13 protein-coding genes are annotated in these 20,519 nt (G+C 64.4%); 7 read left to right on the top strand and 6 right to left on the bottom strand.

The window, feature by feature from the left end:
- Positions 1 to 196: 196 nt before the first annotated feature.
- On the top strand, positions 197 to 967 hold the full coding sequence (locus LPJ38_RS18100) for an SDR family NAD(P)-dependent oxidoreductase (protein ID WP_145627687.1): 771 nt from the start codon (positions 197 to 199) through the stop codon (positions 965 to 967).
- A 169-nt stretch (positions 968 to 1,136) separates the two neighbouring features.
- Here the strand turns inward: LPJ38_RS18100 and LPJ38_RS18095 are convergent, their stop codons facing one another.
- From LPJ38_RS18095 to LPJ38_RS18085, 3 genes are read right to left on the bottom strand one after another with little or no spacing between them, the layout of a single operon-like run.
- Complete coding sequence (locus LPJ38_RS18095) at positions 1,137 to 4,625, bottom strand: error-prone DNA polymerase (protein WP_145627690.1); 3,489 nt, start codon at positions 4,623 to 4,625, stop codon at positions 1,137 to 1,139.
- A complete protein-coding gene (locus tag LPJ38_RS18090) occupies positions 4,622 to 6,217 on the bottom strand; it encodes a Y-family DNA polymerase (protein ID WP_167520192.1) in 1,596 nt (531 codons plus the stop codon). Before LPJ38_RS18090 ends, LPJ38_RS18095 begins: the two co-directional genes overlap by 4 nt.
- Positions 6,114 to 6,902, bottom strand: a complete 789-nt coding sequence (locus LPJ38_RS18085; RefSeq protein WP_145627692.1) for an ImuA family protein — start codon at positions 6,900 to 6,902, stop codon at positions 6,114 to 6,116. Before LPJ38_RS18085 ends, LPJ38_RS18090 begins: the two co-directional genes overlap by 104 nt.
- A 162-nt stretch (positions 6,903 to 7,064) precedes the next feature.
- On the opposite strand from LPJ38_RS18085, the gene LPJ38_RS18080 reads away from it, so the two are divergent.
- The 3 genes from LPJ38_RS18080 to LPJ38_RS18070 all read left to right on the top strand — a co-directional run bounded on the left by LPJ38_RS18080 (position 7,065) and on the right by LPJ38_RS18070 (position 11,465).
- Positions 7,065 to 8,300 carry a putative DNA modification/repair radical SAM protein gene (locus LPJ38_RS18080; protein ID WP_145627694.1) on the top strand — a complete coding sequence of 412 codons (1,236 nt, stop codon included), beginning with the start codon at positions 7,065 to 7,067 and terminating at the stop codon, positions 8,298 to 8,300.
- A complete protein-coding gene (locus LPJ38_RS18075; RefSeq protein ID WP_145627697.1) occupies positions 8,300 to 9,742 on the top strand; it encodes a UdgX family uracil-DNA binding protein in 1,443 nt (480 codons plus the stop codon). The genes LPJ38_RS18080 and LPJ38_RS18075 overlap by 1 nt, the downstream gene beginning before the upstream one ends.
- 94 nt (positions 9,743 to 9,836) lie before the next feature.
- Positions 9,837 to 11,465 carry an inorganic phosphate transporter gene (locus LPJ38_RS18070; protein ID WP_145627700.1) on the top strand — a complete coding sequence of 543 codons (1,629 nt, stop codon included), beginning with the start codon at positions 9,837 to 9,839 and terminating at the stop codon, positions 11,463 to 11,465.
- A gap of 119 nt (positions 11,466 to 11,584) precedes the next feature.
- Here the strand turns inward: LPJ38_RS18070 and LPJ38_RS18065 are convergent, their stop codons facing one another.
- Complete coding sequence (locus LPJ38_RS18065; protein ID WP_145627702.1) at positions 11,585 to 12,757, bottom strand: M20 aminoacylase family protein; 1,173 nt, start codon at positions 12,755 to 12,757, stop codon at positions 11,585 to 11,587.
- A gap of 175 nt (positions 12,758 to 12,932) precedes the next feature.
- Here LPJ38_RS18065 and LPJ38_RS18060 point away from each other — a divergent pair, with 175 nt between their 5' ends.
- Positions 12,933 to 14,561 carry a GMC family oxidoreductase gene (locus LPJ38_RS18060; RefSeq protein ID WP_145627706.1) on the top strand — a complete coding sequence of 543 codons (1,629 nt, stop codon included), beginning with the start codon at positions 12,933 to 12,935 and terminating at the stop codon, positions 14,559 to 14,561.
- A gap of 104 nt (positions 14,562 to 14,665) precedes the next feature.
- A complete protein-coding gene (locus LPJ38_RS18055) occupies positions 14,666 to 15,547 on the top strand; it encodes an alpha/beta fold hydrolase (RefSeq protein WP_145627709.1) in 882 nt (293 codons plus the stop codon).
- A gap of 37 nt (positions 15,548 to 15,584) precedes the next feature.
- Here LPJ38_RS18055 and hpnO read toward each other — a convergent pair whose 3' ends face one another.
- Positions 15,585 to 16,976, bottom strand: coding sequence for an aminobacteriohopanetriol synthase HpnO (gene hpnO / locus LPJ38_RS18050; protein ID WP_145627712.1), 1,392 nt, complete (start codon positions 16,974 to 16,976; stop codon positions 15,585 to 15,587).
- Positions 16,977 to 17,117: 141 nt separating this feature from the next.
- Between hpnO and LPJ38_RS18045 the strand changes: the two genes are divergently transcribed.
- The gene (locus tag LPJ38_RS18045; RefSeq protein ID WP_167520193.1) at positions 17,118 to 17,804 is read left to right on the top strand and encodes a DUF2147 domain-containing protein; all 687 of its coding nucleotides are present in this window, start codon (positions 17,118 to 17,120) and stop codon (positions 17,802 to 17,804) included.
- On the opposite strand, the gene hpnN is transcribed toward LPJ38_RS18045, so the two are convergent.
- The gene (hpnN, locus tag LPJ38_RS18040; RefSeq protein ID WP_145627720.1) at positions 17,772 to 20,360 is read right to left on the bottom strand and encodes a hopanoid transporter HpnN; all 2,589 of its coding nucleotides are present in this window, start codon (positions 20,358 to 20,360) and stop codon (positions 17,772 to 17,774) included. The genes LPJ38_RS18045 and hpnN overlap by 33 nt on opposite strands.
- Positions 20,361 to 20,519 lie beyond the last annotated feature (159 nt).

Here is a 20,519-nt window from a genome sequence, read left to right as displayed (position 1 = left end):
CACGTCATTGCGAGGAGCCCTTGCGACGAAGCAATCCAGACTGTCCCCGCGGGTGCATTTCTGGATTGCTTCGCGGAGCCTGTCATCGGGCCGCGCTTCGCGCGGACCCGTTGGCTCGCAATGACGAACTGGACAGTTCAGCATCCCCACCGAAACAGCTACACTTCCATCACTCAACAACAAGGAAAAGCAGACAATGGATCTCGGCCTCAAAGGAAAGAACGCCATCGTGCTCGGCGGCACGCGCGGCATCGGACGGGCGATCGCGGCGACGCTGGCCGGCGAAGGCGCCAATGTCGCGGTGTGCGCGCGCAACGCCGATCAGGTTACGTCCACCGTCGCCGAACTGAAAGCGAGCGGTGTCAACGCCACCGGCGGCACGGTCGACGTCACCGACGGCGCGGCGCTGAAAAGCTGGATTGAGAGCGCGGCAAGGGAGCTCGGCGGCGTCGATCTTCTGTTCTCCAATGCCGGCGCGATGGCGCAGGGCGGCGATCCCGCATCGTGGGAGCAGAATTTTCGGCTCGACGTGCTTGGCGCGGTGCATGCGTTCGATGCGGCCCGGCCGTTCCTGGAAGCGAGTGGCGCCAGAAGCGGCGACGCCGCCTTCGTGATCATCTCGTCGATCTCGGCAGCGCAGGCGGACACCGCCAGCTCCTACGGCCCGATCAAGGCGGCGCTGATCCACATGGCCAAGGGACTGGCACGGCAATACGCGAAGAAGAAAATCCGCGTCAACGTGGTCTCGCCCGGCACCGTCTACTTCAAGGGCGGCGTCTGGGAGATGATCGAGAAGAACATGCCGGATCGTTACAAGGACGCGATGAGCCGCAACCCGACCGGCCGCATGGCGACGCCGCACGAAATCGCGAGCGCGGCGGTGTTCCTGGCGAGCCCGGTGTCGGGATTCACGACCGGGTCCAATCTCGTCGTGGACGGCGCGATCTCGAACCGGGTGAATTTTTAAGGGAAGCTGGCTTGCCGAGCTCTCTCCTCCGTCATGGCCGGGCTTGTCCCGGCCATCCACGCGTCACTGCGCATTCAGAAAGACGTGGATGCCCGGGTCAAGCCCGGCCATGACGACCGAGAATGAGGCGCGCGATTCCTCAACAAGTGGCGCCACCTCACGTTAGACCTCAATGAAAATCCCGCGACGGCGGCAGGATGCGGACGTTGCGGGGATGACGGACTTTCTGCGCCGGCATCTCCGCGAGCGCGCGGGGGTCTTCGTTGAGCGGCTCGACCACGGTCGCCCCTGCGGGCACCGGATGCTTCCGGCTCAAAGCATCGCCGGCGAGGCCGACCAAATCGTGCGAGCGGTCGATCATGCGCTGGGCGATCAGATGCGTCACCTTTTCGGGACTGCTCTGGATGTAGCCTTCGACCAAAATGAGGCGCGCGCCCATCACTTCCTTCCGGTACTGCTCCATGATCTTGGGCCAGACCACGACATTGGCGATGCCGGTCTCGTCCTCCAGCGTCATGAACACGACGCCGCTGGCGCTGCCGGGCCGCTGCCGCACCAGAACAACACCGGCGCAGCGGACGCGCCGCCGCTCGTTCTCATGGCTGATCTCCTTGCAGGTAACGACGCGCTCGCGCGAAAACATTTCGCGTAAGAACTCCATCGGATGTCCTTTCAGCGACAGGCGGATGGTCTGGTAGTCGGCGACCACCTGTTCGGCACGCGGCATGACCGGCAATGGTTTTGCGCCTTCATCCGGCTGCTCGCGCGCGGTCGCCGCCTCGAACAGCGGCAGCGGCACGTCGTCGGGCAGCCGCCGCACCTGCCACAGCGCCTCGCGGCGGTCGAGCCCGAGCGAGCGGAACGCGTCGGCATCCGCCAAGAGGATCAGCGCGCGCTTGGGCAGGCCGGTGTCGCGGGCAAAATCTTCGAGCGAAGTGAAGGGACGGTGGGTGCGGGCCGCGACGATGCGGTCGGCCCAGTCCTGAACTTTCTCTACATCGTCATTCCGGGGCGCGCGAAGCGCGAACCCGGAATCCATCGAGCCACATACGCCTGGCGGAATGGATTCCGGGTTCGCGCCAAGTGGCGCGCCTACATTGCGCAATTGCGCAATTGCGAATGACAGCTGAGACCGTTTCAAGCGTTCTTCGTCTTCATCGAGCCAGTGAAAGCCGTCGATCTGGCGGAAGCCAAGACGGACGGCGCAATATTTGCCGTTTCCCTCCTCCAGCGTGTTCTGCGCAAAGCTGTAGGACACGTCGATGTCGCGCACCTCAACGCCGTTCTTGCGGGCATCGCCGACGATTTGCGCAGGCGCGTAAAAGCCCATCGGCTGCGAGTTCAGCAGACCGCAGCAGAACGCATCCGGGTGGTAATGCTTCAGCCATGACGAGATGTAGACGAGCTGCGCAAAGCTCGCGGCATGGCTCTCCGGAAAACCATAGGAGCCGAAACCCTTAATCTGCTCGAAGCAATTTCTGGCGAATTGAGGATCATATCCTCGGCGGATCATGTTGCCGATCATTTTTTCTTCGAAGCTACCGATGGTCCCGACATTGCGGAACGTTGCCATGGCCCGCCGCAACCCATTGGCCTCTTCCGAAGTAAATTCTGCGGCCACGATCGCGATCCGCATCGCCTGCTCCTGAAACAAGGGCACACCAAGCGTCTTGTGCAGGACCTCGCGAAGCTCATTCTCGTTACCGCCCTTTGGGTAAGGATACTCGATATCCTCCGGGTTCATTTTCCGCCGCCTCAAATACGGATGCACCATATCGCCCTGGATCGGACCAGGCCGCACGATCGCGACCTCAATGACGAGGTCGTAGAACGTCCGCGGCTTCAATCGCGGCAGCATGTTCATCTGGGCGCGGCTCTCGACCTGAAAGACGCCGAGGGATTCTCCCCGCTGCAGCATTTGATAAACTTCGTCGTCATCCTCCCCCTTGATATCGGCAAGCGCGTAACGCTTACCCTTGTGCTTCTCGATCAGATCAAAGCATTTCCTGATGCAGGTCAGCATGCCCAAAGCGAGCACGTCGACCTTCATCATGCTCAGCGCATCGACGTCGTCCTTGTCCCATTCGATGAAGGTGCGATCGTCCATCGCGGCATTGCCGATCGGCACATAGGTATCGAGCCGGTCTTGCGTCAGCACATAGCCGCCGACATGCTGGGAGAGATGGCGCGGGAATTCGATCAGCTCGGTCGCAAGCTCGACCGCGAGATTGATCATGGGATTGTTGGGATCGAGCCCGGCCTGCTTGACCTGCATGTCGTTGAGGCCCTTGCCCCAGCTGCCCCAGACGGTGTCGGCGAGCGCGGCGGTGACGTCCTCGGTCAGGCCCAGCGCCTTGCCGACGTCGCGGATGGCGCTGCGCGGACGGTAATGGATGACGGTGGCGATGATCGCGGCGCGATGGCGGCCGTAGCGGCGATAGACATATTGCATCACCTCCTCGCGCCGCGAATGCTCGAAATCGACATCGATGTCGGGCGGCTCCAGCCGCTCCTTGGAGATGAAGCGTTCGAACAGCAGATCGACCTTGGTCGGGTCGACAGAGGTGACGCCGAGCACGTAACAGACGGCCGAGTTGGCCGCCGAGCCCCGCCCCTGGCACAGGATGTTCTGGCTGCGCGCGTATTGGACGATGTCGTGCACGGTGAGGAAGTAATGCGCGTATTTCAGCTCGGCGATCAGCGCGAGCTCTTTCTTCAGCGTCGCGCGCAGCTTGGCGTCGATGTTGCCGATGCCGCCGAAATATTTGTCGACGCCTGCCCAGGTCAGATCCTCCAGATGCCCTTGCGCGGTCTTGCCCGGCGGCACCGGCTCGTCCGGATATTGGTATTTGAGCTGATCGAGCGAGAAGTCGATGCGATCTGCAAAGCGCATGGTCTCCGCGACTGCCTCGGGGAAATCGCGGAACAGCCGGGCCATTTCCTGCGGCGTCTTCAGAAAGCGCTCGGCATTGGCTTCCAGCTTCTTCCCGATGGCCTCGATCGTGGTCTTTTCCCGGATGCAGGTCAGCACGTCCTGGAGAGGACGGCGGCCGGGATCGTGATAGAGCACCTCGTTGGTCGCAAGCAGCGGGACCTTCGCCTTCATCGCGAGATCATCGAGCCGCGCCAAACGGCGCCGGTCGTCGCCGCGATAGACCAGGCTTGCCGCCAGCCACACGCCTGCGGCGCGACTGCCCCTGAGCTTTGCGAGAACATCCAGCGCTTGGGCGGGGTCGAAGCGATGCGGCATCGTCAGGACCAGCAGCTGTCCTTCCGTAAATTCCAGCAGATCGGCGAAGGTGAGACGGCACTCGCCTTTCTCGATTCGCGTGGCGTCGTCGCCGCGCTTGCCCCTGGTGAGAAGCTGGCACAGCCGGCCATAGGCCGCACGGTCGCGCGGATAGACCAGGATATCGGGCGTGCCGTCGACGAAGACGATGCGCGCGCCGATCAAGAGTTTCGGCTTGCGCAGCACCTTGTCATTGTCGAGCTCCTTGTAGGCCCGCACCACGCCGGCCAGCGTGTTGTGATCGGCGATACCGATCACGGGGATCCCCAAAGCGCTGGCCTGATGCACATAGGCGCGCGGATCCGAGCCGCCGCGCAGGAAGGAGAAATTGGTGGTGATGCCGATCTCGGCATAGGCGGGCGCGGTCATGCGAAGAGTCCGTGCACGTACCAGCCGGGAGGAACGGGCTTGCCGTCGGCATCGAAGCACTCTCCCTCATAAAGTCCGTCGCGAAAGATCCAGAAGCGCAGACCTTCGGCATCCTCGACGCGGAAATAATCCCGTGTCAGCTGCTTGCCGTCCTGCCGCCACCATTCCATGGCGATGCGCTCCGGCCCTTCCACCCGCACTACGGCATGTTTTGCGCGGCGCCAGGTGAATTGATGCGGCGGACCGTCGGGCACGGTCGCAAACGGCACCGTGACCGGTTCCGGCTTGTCAAACAGCCGCAGGGGACGCAGCGGCGGCTCGCTCTCGGCCCGCGCCGGCCATTCGGCATGCATGGCAGCGGCGAGATGATGCTGCGCCGGCGCGGCCAGCACCGCGCATTCGGGAATATGGGTCTCCTCAGGCAGGTGCACGACCACGCGTTTTCCCCCGATGCGCGCGGCGATGCGGTCGATCAGCGCGGCGAGTTCGTCATTGTCGTGGACATGAGTGTCGAGGTCGCGTTGCTCCTGCACCACGATCTCGGTGCGGCTCGCCGACAGCCGCACCATGTCGAAGCCGAAACCGGGATCGAGGGGATCGGCGAGCGCATCCAACCGTTCGCGGAACAGGCGGTCGATCACCGCGCTTCGTGTCACCGGCCGTCCGGTCTCGACCATGATCGTACGCACCACGCCGTCGGTGCGGAAGAACGCCGCCTCCAGGCGCCGCGCGCCCTTGCCCTGCTTCTCCATGGAGGTAACAAGCGTGTCGGCCAGCCGCGACAGCGTCATCGCGATCATGGTGTCGGTTGCGATCGGCTCAGCAAAACGCTTCTCCACGATATAGTCAGGCAGCGGCTTGCGTGGATTGATCGGCGCATCGCCCTGCCCCAGCGCATGCGCGAGCAACGTGGAGAAGCGCGCGCCGAACCGCGCCGTGATCTCGTGGGCGCTGCGCGAGGCGACATCGCCGATAGTCTTCAGGCCGGCGCGGCGCAGACCGGTGGTGACGGCCTCGCCTGCGCCGAGCGCGGAGATCGGAAGCCGGCTGATTGCCTTCGCCTCCTCGCCATCGGCCACGATGGTGCCCGTGGCTTGCCGCGTCAGCGTGCGCGCGCAGACCGAGGTGCCGGCGATCGCCGCGCTGACGACAAAGCCCTGCCGGGCCAAGGCACGGACCAGGGTGCGCAACAGCGCGGCCTCGCCGCCGAACAGATGCGCGCAGCCGGTGATGTCCAGGAACAGCCCGTGCGGCGGATCGAGCGCCACCAGCGGCGTGAAGCGGTCGCACCAGTCGGCGATGTCGCTGAGCGTCTTCGCATCGGCGACGGTGTCGGCGTCGAACACACGCAAGTCCGGGCACATCGCCCGCGCGTTGGCCAGCGGTTGGCCGATGTAGAGGCCGAGGCGCTCGGCGGCCTCGTCCAGCGCATGGATCACCAGCGCATTGTTGTCCTTGATGACGACGATGCTGGGCGCATGCTTGGTTTCACCCAGCCCGGCGCTGCCAAGGAACCGCTGAATCCGGTCGATGGGCAGGCGCGGCAACCACAGGCTGAGAATACGTCGACGGCTCGCTGAACTGGCACTCATCACAATTCCATTCCATGATCCACCGGCCGCACGGGCCGTGACGATTGCGCAAGAGTTCGGCATCGAAGCGCGGCGCGCCCCAGGCAGTCCATGCCGCTCCCGGCGGCGAAGGCGCCGCGCGCAGCATCCATCGGGTCTCCGCGGTCGAGGGCAAAGGTTGCGCGGCCATGCGCAGCAAGAGGCCGGTGACGCCGGAAGATTGCGCGGCGAGCGTCAGCTTGCGGCTCGCGACCAGATCGAACTGCCTGGTCTCGCCCCAGAGCTCGAGCACGACGGCACCGAGCGCATCGCAGGCGAGCGCATCGGCCGAGGTGCGCAGCGCACTCTCGACATCGACGGCGCGCACCATCACCACGCGGCGCGGATCGAGCCCGAGCTCGGCAAGCCCGCTCATCGACAGCGCGCCGGTTTCGATTTCAGAAAAATCCTGCCGCACCCACAGCAGCGGCTTGCGGGCCGTCACACGGCCTGCAAGCCCGCTGACGAACCCCGTCGCGGCGGCGCCCTGACGCCCTTCGCAAAACACCTCATGGATCGCCGCGCGCGCGAGCCCGCCCTTCAGCACGCGGTCGGCCTCGCCATGGCCGAGCGCGACGCGATCATACTGATGCACGACCTCCGCCGTCTCGATGCGCTCGATCTGGCCGCGCAAGGTCGCAAGCGCGCTCATGCGTGCGCCGCTCATGCTCGCCGCTCCTTCAGAAATTGGTGCCGTGGTTCTCAAAAGAAGAACCAACGGCTGGCTCATTTGTTCATGATATGTTCTAATATAAAGCTAACGGCGCGCGGAGAGTCAATCGAATTGGCGCGTTTTCAGATTCATGAGCGGAATCAACGGGATTCAAACATGGACGTACAACGCAAGCTGGAAATCCTGGCAGACGCCGCCAAGTACGACGCGTCCTGCGCCTCCAGCGGCACCGAGAAACGGGATTCCAGCGACGGCAAGGGCATGGGCTCGACCGCGCCCGGCATGGGCATCTGCCATTCCTACGCGCCGGACGGACGCTGCATCTCGCTGCTCAAGGTGCTGCTGACCAATGCCTGCAATTACGACTGCCTCTATTGCGTCAACCGCGCCTCCTCCAACGTGCCGCGCGCCCGCTTCACCGTCGACGAATTGGTCAAGCTCACGCTCGACTTCTACCGGCGCAATTACATCGAGGGTCTGTTCCTCTCCTCCGGCATCATCCGCAGCCCCGACTACACGATGGAGCAGGTGGTCAGTGTCGCGCGCAAGCTGCGCGAGCAGCATCACTTCCGCGGCTACATCCATCTGAAGACCATTCCGGAGGCCGACGACGCGCTGATCGCGGAGGCCGGCAAATATGCCGACCGTCTCTCCATCAACATCGAGATGCCCCAGGAGACGAGCCTGCAGCAATTCGCGCCCGAGAAGGACGTGCGCGCGATCCGCCGCACCATGGGCCGGCTGCGGCTGAAGCTCGACGAGGCCGAGGAGAACCGCAACGCGAAAACGAAAGCGAAGCCGCAGCGCTTCGCGCCCGCAGGGCAAAGCACCCAGATGATCGTCGGCGCCGACAGCGCCAATGACCACACCATCCTTCACACCAGTGCCAATCTCTACGGCGCCTACCGGTTGCGGCGCGTCTACTATTCCGCCTTCAGCCCGATCCCCGACGCCAGCCGCGCCTTGCCTCTGGTACAGCCGCCCTTGCTGCGCGAGCATCGACTCTACCAGGCCGACTGGCTGATGCGGTTCTACGGCTTCGACGTCGGCGAGATCGTCGACGACAGTGCGATGCTGCCGCTCGACATCGACCCGAAGCTCGCCTGGGCGCTGCGCCACCGCGACCGCTTCCCGCTCGACGTCAACCGCGCCAGCCGCGAGGAATTGCTGCGCGTTCCGGGCTTCGGCACCAAGGCCGTGGAGCGCATCATCGCGACGCGGCGCACGACGACCATCCGCCTCGCCGATCTCGCGCGGCTGCATGTCCCCCGCAACAAGGCGCTGCCGTTCATCGTCCTCAGCGATCATCGGCCGACGCCACATCGCCTCGACGAGGCGCGGCTCATCGAACGGTTCAAGCCGAAGGCAACACAATTGGGGTTTGGTTTCTGATGCAGTACATCATCCTCGACACCGAAACCGATTTCGACGGCTGGCGCAAAGCTGCGCGTACGCTCGTGCTGCATCACGTCGAGCCGCGCGATGTCACCTGGGCCGTGCAGGGCGGCGAAGCGGACTTGTTCGCGCCGCCCGCGCCGTCGCCGATCCTGGAGGTGAATGACGGCACCTTCAGCGTCTCCGCAAAATTCGTCGAACTCGCCAAGGCGGCGATCCTGCATCGGGATGGCGAGCGCTTTGCGATCCTCTATCGCCTGCTGTTCCGGCTGAAGGACAATCACGATCTCATCGAGGTCGCGACCGACGCCGATGTCGCGCAAGTCACGGCGATGGCAAGAGCGGTCCATCGCGACGAGCACAAGATGCATGCCTTCGTGCGCTTCCGCGAGATCGGCAGGGAACGCCAGGCGCATTACGTTGCCTGGTTCGAGCCGGAACACCACATCGTCGAGCTCGCCGCGCCGTTCTTCGCCAAGCGCTTCGCCGACATGCCCTGGTCGATCCTGACGCCGGACCTCTGCGCGCATTGGGATGGCCACGCGCTCTCGTTCACGCCGGGCGTCTGCAAGAGCGAGGCCCCGGGCGAAGACCGGCTGGAGGAAACCTGGCGGCGCTATTACGCCAGCATCTTCAATCCGGCCCGGCTCAAGGTGAAGGCGATGCAGGCCGAGATGCCGAAGAAATACTGGAGGAACCTGCCCGAGGCTTCGATCATTAAGCCTCTGATCGAGGATGCCGAGCGCATGACCGGCGCCATGATCGCCAATGCCGCAACCGATCCGCACAAGCCTCAAAAGCGGCCGGAGGCTCAGATGATACGCAAGACTGCCAGCAACGACCTCGAAGCCCTCCGCGAGGAAGCCGCGCATTGCCGCGCTTGTCACCTCTACAAGGACGCGACCCAGACCGTGTTCGGCGAGGGCCCGAGGAATGCTAACATCATGCTGGTCGGCGAACAGCCGGGCGATAAGGAGGACCTCGCCGGCCATCCCTTCGTCGGCCCTGCCGGTCAGATGCTCGACCGCGCACTCGAGGAGGCAGGCGTCGACCGCAAGAAGGTCTACGTCACCAACGCCGTAAAACATTTCAAATTCGTGCCGCGCGGAAAGATCCGTCTGCACCAGAAGCCGAACACGCCGGAGATCCGGGCGTGCCGCCAATGGTATGAACGGGAAGTTTCGGCAATCCAGCCCGATCTTATCGTGGCGATGGGGGCCACTGCCGCGCAATGCGTGTTCGGCAAGATCACGCCCATCGGCAAGACCCGCGGCCGGCTCATCGACCTCCCCGAGGGACGCAAGGCTTTGGTGACGGTGCACCCGTCCTATCTGCTGCGGCTGCCTGATCCGGAGGCCAAGGTGCTGGAATATCGGCGTTTTGTCGAAGACCTGAAGATCGCGGCCAGCTTGCAAAGGAAGGCTGCACGGGCTGCCTGAACACGGGCAAGCGGCTTTCACGCCCTGGTTGTCATCCGCCCTTCAAATCCATCGCGGACAATACCCTTACCTGAAAGTTAAGGGGCGTCCAGACATGACAGATGTTGCATTCGACCGTGCGGTAGGCGATCCGACGCCCGTGCAGCCGGCCTCCCGGCCCAATCTCGACAAGGGCTTCAATCCGCTGACGATGATCCTGTTCTTCGGCATCCTCGCCGCGGGCCTGCTGTTCGTCGCCTACAGCATCTATGTCGATATCAATGCGACCGGCGTTCGGGTGACGACCTATCTGCCCTATATCCTGCTGTTCGTTGCGCTGCTGATTGCGCTCGGCTTCGAGTTCGTCAACGGCTTCCACGACACCGCAAACGCGGTGGCGACCGTGATCTACACCCATTCGCTGCCCGCCGAAGTCGCGGTGATGTGGTCTGGCTTCTTCAACTTCCTCGGCGTGCTCTTGTCCTCCGGCGCGGTCGCCTTCGGCATCGTCTCGCTGCTGCCGGTCGAGCTGATCCTCCAAGTAGGCTCCAGCGCCGGTTTCGCCATGGTGTTTGCGCTGCTGATCGCCGCGATCCTGTGGAATCTCGGCACCTGGTTCTTCGGCCTGCCCGCCTCCTCCTCGCACACGCTGATCGGCTCGATCATCGGCGTCGGCGTCGCCAACGCCGTCATGCGCGGCCGCGACGGCACCTCGGGCGTGGATTGGACCAAGGCGACAGAGATCGGCTACGCGCTGCTGCTGTCGCCGCTGTTCGGCTTCCTCTGTGCCGCCACGCTGTTGCTGCTGCTCAAATTCATCGTGCGCAATCCGGCGCTCTATGCCGCGCCCGAAGGAAACACGCCGCCGCCGCTCTGGATCCGCGGCCTGCTGATCGCGACCTGCACCGGCGTCAGCTTCGCACACGGCTCCAATGACGGCCAGAAGGGCATGGGCCTGATCATGCTGATCCTGATCGGTACCGTGCCAACCGCCTATGCTCTCAACCGCGCGCTGCCGGAATCCCAGGTCGCCCAGTTCCAGAAGACCTCGGAGGCCGCATCAAAGGTGATCTCGGCCAAGGGAGCCGGCCACAGCATCATCGGCGATCCCCGTCCCGCGGTGACGCAATACATCACGGTGCGTCACATCAACGAGGGCACCTATCCCTCGCTCGCGGTGCTGGTGAAGGACGTCGGCGATCAGGTTGCCAGATACGGCACGCTCAGCAAGGTGCCGGCGGAAGCCGTCGGCAACACCCGCAACGACATGTACATGACGTCGGAAGCCATCCGCTTCCTGATGAAGGACAAGGAGAACGATCTCAACAAGGAGGAGATCGCGACCCTGAACGCCTACAAGGGCTCGCTCGACGCCGCCACGAAGTTCATCCCGACCTGGGTGAAGATCGCGGTCGCCATCGCGCTCGGCCTCGGCACCATGGTCGGCTGGAAGCGCATCGTCATCACCGTCGGCGAGAAGATCGGCAAGAGCCATCTCACCTACGCGCAAGGCGCCTCGGCCGAGTTGGTCGCCGCCGGCACGATCGGCGCCGCCGACGTGTTCGGCCTGCCGGTCTCGACCACCCACGTGTTGTCGTCCGGCGTCGCCGGCACCATGGCCGCGAACGGTTCGGGACTGCAATGGGCGACGATCCGCAACTTGCTGATGGCCTGGGTGCTGACGCTGCCTTGCGCGATCATGCTGTCGGCCACGCTCTACGTGATCTTCTCGCGGATGTTCTGAGCGAGCGACAGCGACACTTCATGAACGCGAATGGCCGGGTTTGAGCCCGGCCATTTGCTTTTGAGCTCGTCATTCCGGGGCGGTCCGAAGGACCGAACCCGGAATGACAACGGAGGCACTTAAGATGCCGCGAGCTGCTCCTCGACCAGCTTGACCCAGTAGGACGTGCCAAACACGATCGCCTCGTCGTTGAAATTGTAGGCGGGGTGATGCAGGCCGGCGCTGTCGCCATTGCCGCAGAAGATGAAGGCGCCGGGGCGCGCTTCCAGCATGTAGGCGAAATCTTCGCCGCCCATCAGCGGGGACATCTCGTGCACATTGCTCTCGCCTGCGACTTGCATCGCAATGCGTCGCGCCACCTCGGTCTCGGCGGCGTGGTTGTTCACCACGGGATAGTTGCGCTTGTAGCGCAGGTCGATCTTGGCGCCGGTGATCTGCGCCACACCTGCGACCACCTCGTGCACGCGCTTCTCGACCAGCTTGCGCACCTCCGGCGACAGCGTGCGGATGGTGCCCCTCAGCGTCGCCGTCTGCGGGATGACGTTGCGGGCGTTGCCGGCGTGGAATTCGCAGATCGAGATCACCGCCGATTCCAGCGGATCGACGCTGCGCGCGACGATCGATTGCAAGGCGGTGATCACCTGCGCGCCGACCAGCACGGAGTCGATGCATTTGTGCGGACGCGCGGCATGGCCGCCGAGGCCCTCGATCATGATGTCGACCTCGTCAGTCGCCGCCATGATCGGACCCGGCCGGATCGCGAAGGAGCCGATCGGGATGCCCGGGCCATTGTGCATGCCGTAGACCTGCTCGATGCCGAAGCGCTCCATCAGGCCGTCGTTGACCATGGCCGCGCCGCCGGCGCCGCCCTCTTCGGCCGGCTGGAAGATCACCACGGCATCGCCGGCGAAGTTGCGGGTCTCGGCGAGATAGCGCGCTGCGCCCAGCAGCATCGCCGTGTGGCCATCATGTCCGCAGGCATGCATCTTGCCGGGATTTTTGGACGCGTAAGGCAGGTTGGTCTGCTCCTCGACCGGCAGCGCGTCCATATCGGCGCGCATGCCGATCACCTTGAGTCCTTCGCCGGCCGGCTTGCTGCCCTTGATCAGACCGACCACGCCGGTCTGGCCCAGACCGGTCACGACCTCATCGCATCCAAACTCGCGCAGCCGGTCCGCAACGAATGCTGCGGTGCGATGAACATCGTACAGCAACTCCGGATGCTGATGGATGTCCTGGCGCCAGGCCTGAATATCGGGTTGGAGGTCGGCGACGCGGTTCACGATGGGCATGGAAGATCTCGAGCTTCGTTGGGAATGCAGGACTGTCTACCATGCAAGCGCCGGTCCACCCAACAGCCGGGGATCGGGACCTAGCCCTGACGCGCAGGCATGGCCGGGCTTGTCCCGATCAGCTGCGTCTGCCTAATAGGAAGGAACGTTGAGTGACCATGCGGGTGGAAGCAGAATGCCAAGGCGGCTCGAAGGTGAATTTGACTACATTGTCGTCGGGGCCGGTACGGCGGGCTGCATCGTCGCCAATCGGCTGTCGGCCGATCGCAACAACCGCGTCCTCACCCTCGAAGCCGGCGGCGACGACAATTGGATCTGGTTCCACATTCCCGTCGGCTATCTCTTCGCGATCGGCAATCCGCGCTCGGACTGGATGTTCAAGACCGAGCCCGAGCCGGGCTTGAACGGCCGCACGCTGGCCTATCCCCGCGGCAAGGTGATCGGCGGCTGCTCGGCGATCAATGCCATGATCTCGATGCGCGGACAGGCTGCCGATTACGATCACTGGCGCCAGCTCGGTATGACCGGCTGGGGCTATGACGACGTGCTGCCGCTGTTCAAGAAGCTCGAAGACCACTTCCTCGGCGCCAGCGAGCATCACGGCACTGGGGGCGGCTGGCGCATCGAAGCGCCGCGGCTGTCGTGGGCCGTTCTCGACGCCGTCGGCGACGCCGCCGAGGAGATGGGCATCAAGCGCATCCCGGATTTCAACACCGGTGACAACGAGGGCACCAGCTACTTCCACGTCAACCAGAAGCGCGGCCGGCGCTGGTCGTCGGCACGCGGCTTCCTCAAGCCGGCACTGAACCGTCCCAATCTGCGGCTCGAGAAGCACGTGCTGGTCGACCGCCTGATCATCGAGCAGGGGCGCGCAATCGGCGTGCGCTTCATCCAGAACGGCGAGATCATCGAGGCGCGCGCCAAGCGCGAGGTCATCCTCTCGGCCGGCTCGATCGGCTCGGTGCAGGTGCTGCATCGCTCCGGCATTGGCCCGGCCGACTGGCTGTCGCCGCTCGGCATCGACATCGTGATGGACAAGCCCGGCGTGGGCCGCAATCTCCAGGACCATCTCCAGCAGCGTGCGATCTACAAGGTCGACGGCGTGCGCACGCTGAACGAGACCTATTACAACCTGTTCCGCCGCGGCCTGATGGGCCTCGACTACGCCTTTCGCCGCCGCGGCCCTCTGACCATGGCGCCGTCGCAGCTCGGCATCTTCACGCGCTCGGATGCGACACGCGCACGGGCCAACATCCAATTCCACGTGCAGCCGCTGTCGCTCGACAAGTTCGGCGATCCCCTGCACCGCTTCCCCGCCATCACCGTGAGCGCCTGCAATCTGCAGCCGACCTCGCGCGGCACCGTTCGGCTGCGCTCGGCAACGCCAGACGAGAAGCCGATCATTGCGCCGAACTATCTGTCGACCGACGATGACCGCCAGGTCGGCGCCGACGCCATCCGCACCACGCGGCGCCTGATGCAGCAGAAGGCGCTGGCAAAATACCGCCCCGTCGAATATCTCCCAGGCCCCACGGTCGGCGACGACGATGCCTCGCTCGCGAAGGCCGCCGGCGACATCGGCACCACCATCTTCCATCCCGTCGGCACGGCGAAGATGGGCGCGGCGAACGATCCGATGGCGGTGGTGGACGAGCGGTTGCGCTTCTACGGCCTCGACGGCCTGCGCATCGTCGACGCCTCGATCATGCCGACGATCACGTCGGGCAATACCAACACGCCGACCGCGATGATCGCGGAGAAGGGGGCGACGATGATCTTGGAGGATGCAAAGGATGCAAGGTAAACGACCGTAACCCAGCGCAATCCGGGACGCCCCTCAACTCGCGCAACCCCGACTACGCTTCGCTCTACCGGGCTACGACTCTACGACGCATCACCCCTCACGCTATGATCAATCCGCACCGCTTTTCGATCGGCCCCGCCGACGCAGAGATCGCCATGCTGCAATGGGGCGAGAGTGGCAGGCCGCCTGCCCTGCTCGTCCATGGCACCGGCTTCGTCGCCGACGTCTGGGACGAGGTCGCGCGCGAACTCGCATCGACCTACACCGTCTATGCCCTCGACCGTCGCGGACATGGTGCAAGCCACAAGCCCGGCGCCTATCACTTCCTTGATTACGCCGACGACGTCTGCCAAGTGGTCGATGCGCTCGATCTTCGCGACATCTACGGCATCGGCCACAGCGCGGGCGCGACCGACCTGCTGCTTGCAGCAAAGATGCTGCCCGAATGCTTCACGCGCCTCTTCGTGATGGAGCCGACGGTCATGGATCCTGGCGCGGCGCGCGCCACGGATTTGAGCGAGGAATCTCTCGCCCGCTTGCAGGGCACGCTGCGCCGGCGAGCCGAATTCGACAGCGCCGACGCCGCGCTCGCGCGCTACCGCGAAGCACCGGCGTTTGCGGATTGGACGGAGACGTCGCTACGCGCGTACGTACGGCACGGCTTCACGCCGCTCGACACTGGCCGCGTACGGCTCCGCTGCACGCCCGAGATCGAGGCCGCAATCCTGCGTCCCATCTACGAAGTGATGGAGCAGGTTTACGTTGGCGATGCCCGCGGCAATCCGTTTGCGTCACTCACCAAGCTCGACTGTCCGGTGCGCGTCACGACAGCGGCGAAGTCGGACCCGATCTACAAGGAGATGGCGCGACGCGCGATCTCGCTGATTCCGGGCGTGACCACACTGGTTTTCGAGAATGCCGGGCACTGTGTCGCGCAGGAAGCGCCGGCGGCCGTGGTGGAAGCCGCACGCGAGTTCGGAAAGTAAGTTTCGCCCGCGGTCGAGACGCCTCGGGCGCTCGGCTTCACGCCGACCGTCGCACCGCGTTGTCCACCAGCGTCTTGCCGAGCGACCAGATCGCGCCGGGGACCTTGTGGCTGCCGGCGATGACGTCGTCGAACGCCTTCTCGATCCAGCTGCAGTCTTCCTCGGTGATCGTGAGCGGCGGCAGCAGCTTGATGGTGTGGCTGCCGTGGCCGGCCACCTGGGTCAGGATCTTGTGATCCTTGAACAGCGGCACGGTGATGAGCTGGCAGAACAGTCCCTTGTTGGCGGTCTCCAGCACGTTCCAGGAGGCGCGCAGGCGCAGCGATTTCGGCGGGCCGAATTCGACGCCGATCATCAGGCCCTTGCCGCGCACTTCCTTCATCAGCTCGTAGCCCGGCACCATGCGCGTCAGCGCGAGGCGCAGCTCGGCGCCGCGCTTGGCGGCGGACTCGATCAGCTTCTCGGACTCCATGACGTCGAGCGTGGCGATACCCGCCGCCATCGCGAGGTCGTTCTTGGAGAAGGTGGAGCCGTGCACCACCGCACGGTCCATCTGGTTGAAGATCTTGTCGAAGATGGCCTTGCGCGTCAGCACCGCGCCGACCGGCACGTGGCCGCCCGACAGCGACTTCGACAGCAGCACCATGTCGGGCTCGACGTTCCAGTGCTCGACGGCGAGGAAGCGGCCGGTGCGGCCCATGCCGGTCTGGATCTCGTCGGCCACGAACAGCGTGCCGTATTTCTTGCAGAGCGCAGCCGCGCCGGGCAGGAATTCGTCGGTGGGCATGTTGACGCCCTTGCCCTGGATCGGCTCGACGACGAAGGCTGCGACCTCGCGCGAGGCCAGCGCCTTTTCGAGCGCAGCCAGATCGTTGAATGGGATCGGGGTGCAGCCCGGCAGCAGCGGCTCGAAACCGGTGCGGAAATTCGAATCACCCGTCAGCGACAGCGCGCCATAGGTCAGGCCGTGATAGCCGTGGGCGCAATACACGATGCCCGGACGCCCCGTCGCCCCGCGCGCGAATTTGATCGCGGCCTCGACGCATTCCGCGCCGGAATTGGCGAAGAACGCCTTGTCGAGATAGGGAACGTATTTCAGGAGGCGCTCGGCCAGCACACCGGCGAGCACCGAGACGTCGAACTGGACGAGGTTGGGCAGGTCGGCATCGAGCACGCTCTTGAGCGCCTCGCGCATGACGGGATGATTGCGCCCGATGGCGAACACGCCGAATCCGGACAACAGGTCGAGGTAGCGCGCGCCCTCGCGGTCGTAGAGATACTGCCCCTGCCCCTTCTGGAAGCCGACATCGTAGCCGATGGTCTTGAGAACCCGAACGAACTGCTCGTTCAGATATCGGTTATGCAGGGCGCTGCGCTGGGCCTGACGGTCCGCGAACAGCTGAGACATGTCTGGATTTGGACTGTGCATCCGCTACATACTTCGTTTGAGGGCCGTCCCGTCAACTGAAAACGGACCGCTATCGAAAACGCTCTGTGCGGCCTTTTGCCCTTTTTCGGACCATCTTCGCAAGCAGAGCTTTAAACCATGTTGCACTGCCGAGGAACACTCATGCGTTTAGCCCTTTACACCGGAATTATACTGGCTGGCGGTTACACCTGTCTGACCCCCGCGCTCGCCGCGGACCCGACCGGGGACTGGCGGGTCGCCGATGGCGTCGCCAACATCCGTGTCGCCCAATGTTATGGCAGCATGTGGGGCGCGGTTTCCTGGGAAAAGCAGCCCGGAGGCCGTGACGAGAACAATCCCGATGTATCGAAAAAGAACAGACCGACGCTTGGCATGCCGACCCTGATCAACATGAAGAAGAAGCCCGGCATCGATCAGTGGGAAGGACAGGTCTACAACGCCAAGGACGGCCAGCTCTACAGCGCCACGATCACGCCGGCCGGTCCCGACCAGCTCGAGATCAAGGGCTGCGTGATGGGGTTCCTGTGCGGTGGCGAGACCTGGACCCGGGTTGCCCCGCCGATCCCCTTGAGCCCGGCCAATGCCATGGCCAAGGGCGCTCCAAAGTCCCCCGGCGCGGCGCCGAAAGCCCAGGGAACGACCGGCGCCACGCCGCCTGCAGCTGGGTCAGCACCTGGGTCAGCACCTGGATCGGCAGCTGGATCGGCACCTGGATCGACACCTGGGCCCGCCGCCCCGAAGGTTGCGGCCAAGCCCGGTCAGAAGGGCGCCGCCGACCCGGTCGGCGACATCTGCCTACTCCCTGACATTGCGGGGTTTGCCCATTAGGGCCGGCTGAAACAGCAGCACCGCGGCAAGCGTCGTCACCAGCGAGAGGGCGAGCAGCTTGCCCATGCTGGACGTGCCGGGATGGCTCGACAGCCACAGGCTGCCGAACGCCGTCGCCGTCGTCAGCGCGCTGAAAAAGATCGCCCGTGTCAGGCTGGTCTGGAGCAAGTTCGTCCTGCCCGAGCGCCAAGCCACGACGTAATAGATCTTGAAGGCAACGCCGACGCCGAGCAGGAGCGGCAATGCGACGATGTTGGCGAAGTTGAGCGGCAGGCCGATCAACACGCAGATCTCGAGCGTCACCACGCCGGCCACCAGGAGCGGCACCAGCGTCATCAGCACGTCGACGAACCGGCGGAGCGTGATCCACAACAACAGGCCGATCACCAGCAGCGCGTAGATGCCGGCGTGGATGAACGCCTTCACCACGGTGTCACCCGATTTCAGGATCGAGACCGGCCCGCCGATCGCGGTCGGCTCGGCCGCGAGCACCGCAGCGGCAAACTTGCGCAGCGTATCGTTGTCGTTGGGATCGCCCTTCGGCAGTGCCTCGACGCGGATGATGCCGTCCTTGCTCTTCCACGCGTTGACGAGATCGGGCGGCAGCGAGTTCAGGGTGACTGGCCCGGCCTGCATTGCATTCCTGAGCTGGCTGAACACGATCTTCATCGGCGTGACGAACACATCCTGCGCCTTGTTGCGCGTGGCCTCGTCGCCCTTGGCGAGCTTTTCGAGCGCGTCGGCGAGCCGGCGAGAGGCCGTCGCACCAGGTCCTTTCGCATCGCCCGCGGTCCGGCGCAGATTGTCGACCGAGGATTTCAGCGCCTCGACGTTTTCCTGATCCGACGGCGCCTCGTCGATCTGGTCGGGGTTTAGCGCGGGATTCAGCACCTTGGCGCCCTGAGCGAGCAGCTTCAGCTTCGGCGGCTGGTCCTGCGGCACGAAGCTGTCCAGCGACATCACGCGCAGCACCTCGGGCACCTTCTCGAGCTTCGCCTCGACCTGCTTTGCCTGCTCCTCCGACGTCGTCATCACGTTGATTGCATTGGCCCCGGTGTTGGGATCCTTGCGCAGGTCGAGGAAGGTCGCGATCGATTCGGCGTGCGGGTTGCGCAGATTCATCGGATTGAAGTCGAACTTCATGAAGTACAGCAGCGGCAGGCCGGCGAGCGACAGCAGCAGCGTGCCGCCCACGACCAGCACGCGGTGCTTCTCCAGGAAGTGATCGAGCGGCGCCAGGAAGGCATAGCCGACCGGCTCCATCTCGCCGGGCGGGTTCAGCAGCTTCAACAGCGCGGGCAGCACGGTGATCGACGACAGGAAGGCGACCAGCATGCCGACGCCGGCGATCTGGCCGAGCTCGGAGATGCCCTTGTAGTCGGTCGGCATGAAGCAGAGGAAGCCTGCGGCCGTCGCCATTGCTGCGAGCGACAGCGGCACCGCCGAGCGCTTGGCCGCCAGCACGAGCGCGCCCGAGAGATCGTCGTGCTTGTAACGCTCGGAGCGGTATCGGACGCTGTACTGGATGCCGAAATCGACGCCGAGGCCGACGAACAGCACCGCGAACGCGATCGACAGCAGATTGAGCGAGCCGACCATCATCAGGCCTGCTGCCGTCGTGATCGCGAGGCCCACGAACAGATTGACGAACACGGCGAAGATGATCTTCGACGAATGCAGTGCCAGCCACAGGATCAGCAGCACGACCAGGACGGTGCCGACGCCATTGACGACGGCCCCTTCCTGGACGGTGGCGTATTCCTCGTTGGCGATCGGGACCGGGCCGGTCAGCCGCACCCGCGCCTGATATTTGTTCGGAAAGTCGAGCTCGGCCGCCGCTTTCCGGATCGCGTCGGTGGCATCCTTGCCGGGCTCCAAGGCGTTGTAGTCGAGGATCGGCTTGAACTCGATGAAAGCGCGCTTGTCCGATTCCTTCAGCGGCTCGTCGCTGACGAGTTCGCGCCAGGAGAAGCTCGCATTGCCCTTGTTGAGCACGGTCTCGACCGTCTGCGCGATCAGGTTGAAGGGCCGCTCGGTGCTGTCGAGCTTGACCTGGCCGCGCTTGACGCCGGCGAGACCCGTCTCGAGCGCGCCGGTGAGGCCTCGGATCGAGGGATCGCCGGCCATGATCTCGATCAGAGGCGCTGCGGATTCGAACTGGCCGGTGATCTTGCCGACCTCCTCGGTCGGCAGGAACAACAGTCCGCTCTTCTCGAAGAACTCGCCGCTGCCGAGCTGCTGCAGCGACTGGAAGTTGGTCTTGTCGTCCTTCAGCTTGGCGTAAAGCGCGTCGGCAGCTGCGCTCGCCATCTCCGGGGTCCGGGCCTCGATCACGGCGAGGATCGTTTCGTTCTGATCGAACGCCTTGTCGAATTGCTGGTCGCGCTTGCGCCAGTCGAGATTCTGGGAAATCAGCGAATTGATGTCGGTGTTGATGGCGAAGTGGCGCGCAGCGTAATAGCCCGCTCCCACCGAGAGCAGGAGCCCGAGAATGACGACGAGGGAGGCAAATCGGGTGCAGACCCTGACGGTGGCAACGACTACGCTTTGCAGCACTTCTTTTCTTTCTGCGGTTAATAGCTTGCCGGAAACGCCCGCTGTTTATCGGAGTTCCCGGGCGAAACCTACTGCTGTTTTGAGTGGCTCTCGCCAGGAGAAGGTTCGAGGTAAGCGGCGGAGAACCGTGGCAAAATCATGCGGGCGGTCGGTATAGCC

It is taken from the genome of Bradyrhizobium daqingense (assembly GCF_021044685.1).
GTDB classification, from domain to species: Bacteria; Pseudomonadota; Alphaproteobacteria; order Rhizobiales; family Xanthobacteraceae; genus Bradyrhizobium; species Bradyrhizobium daqingense.
Note: the sequence above shows the minus strand (reverse complement) of the source record. Positions and strands in the feature narration are given on the sequence as shown.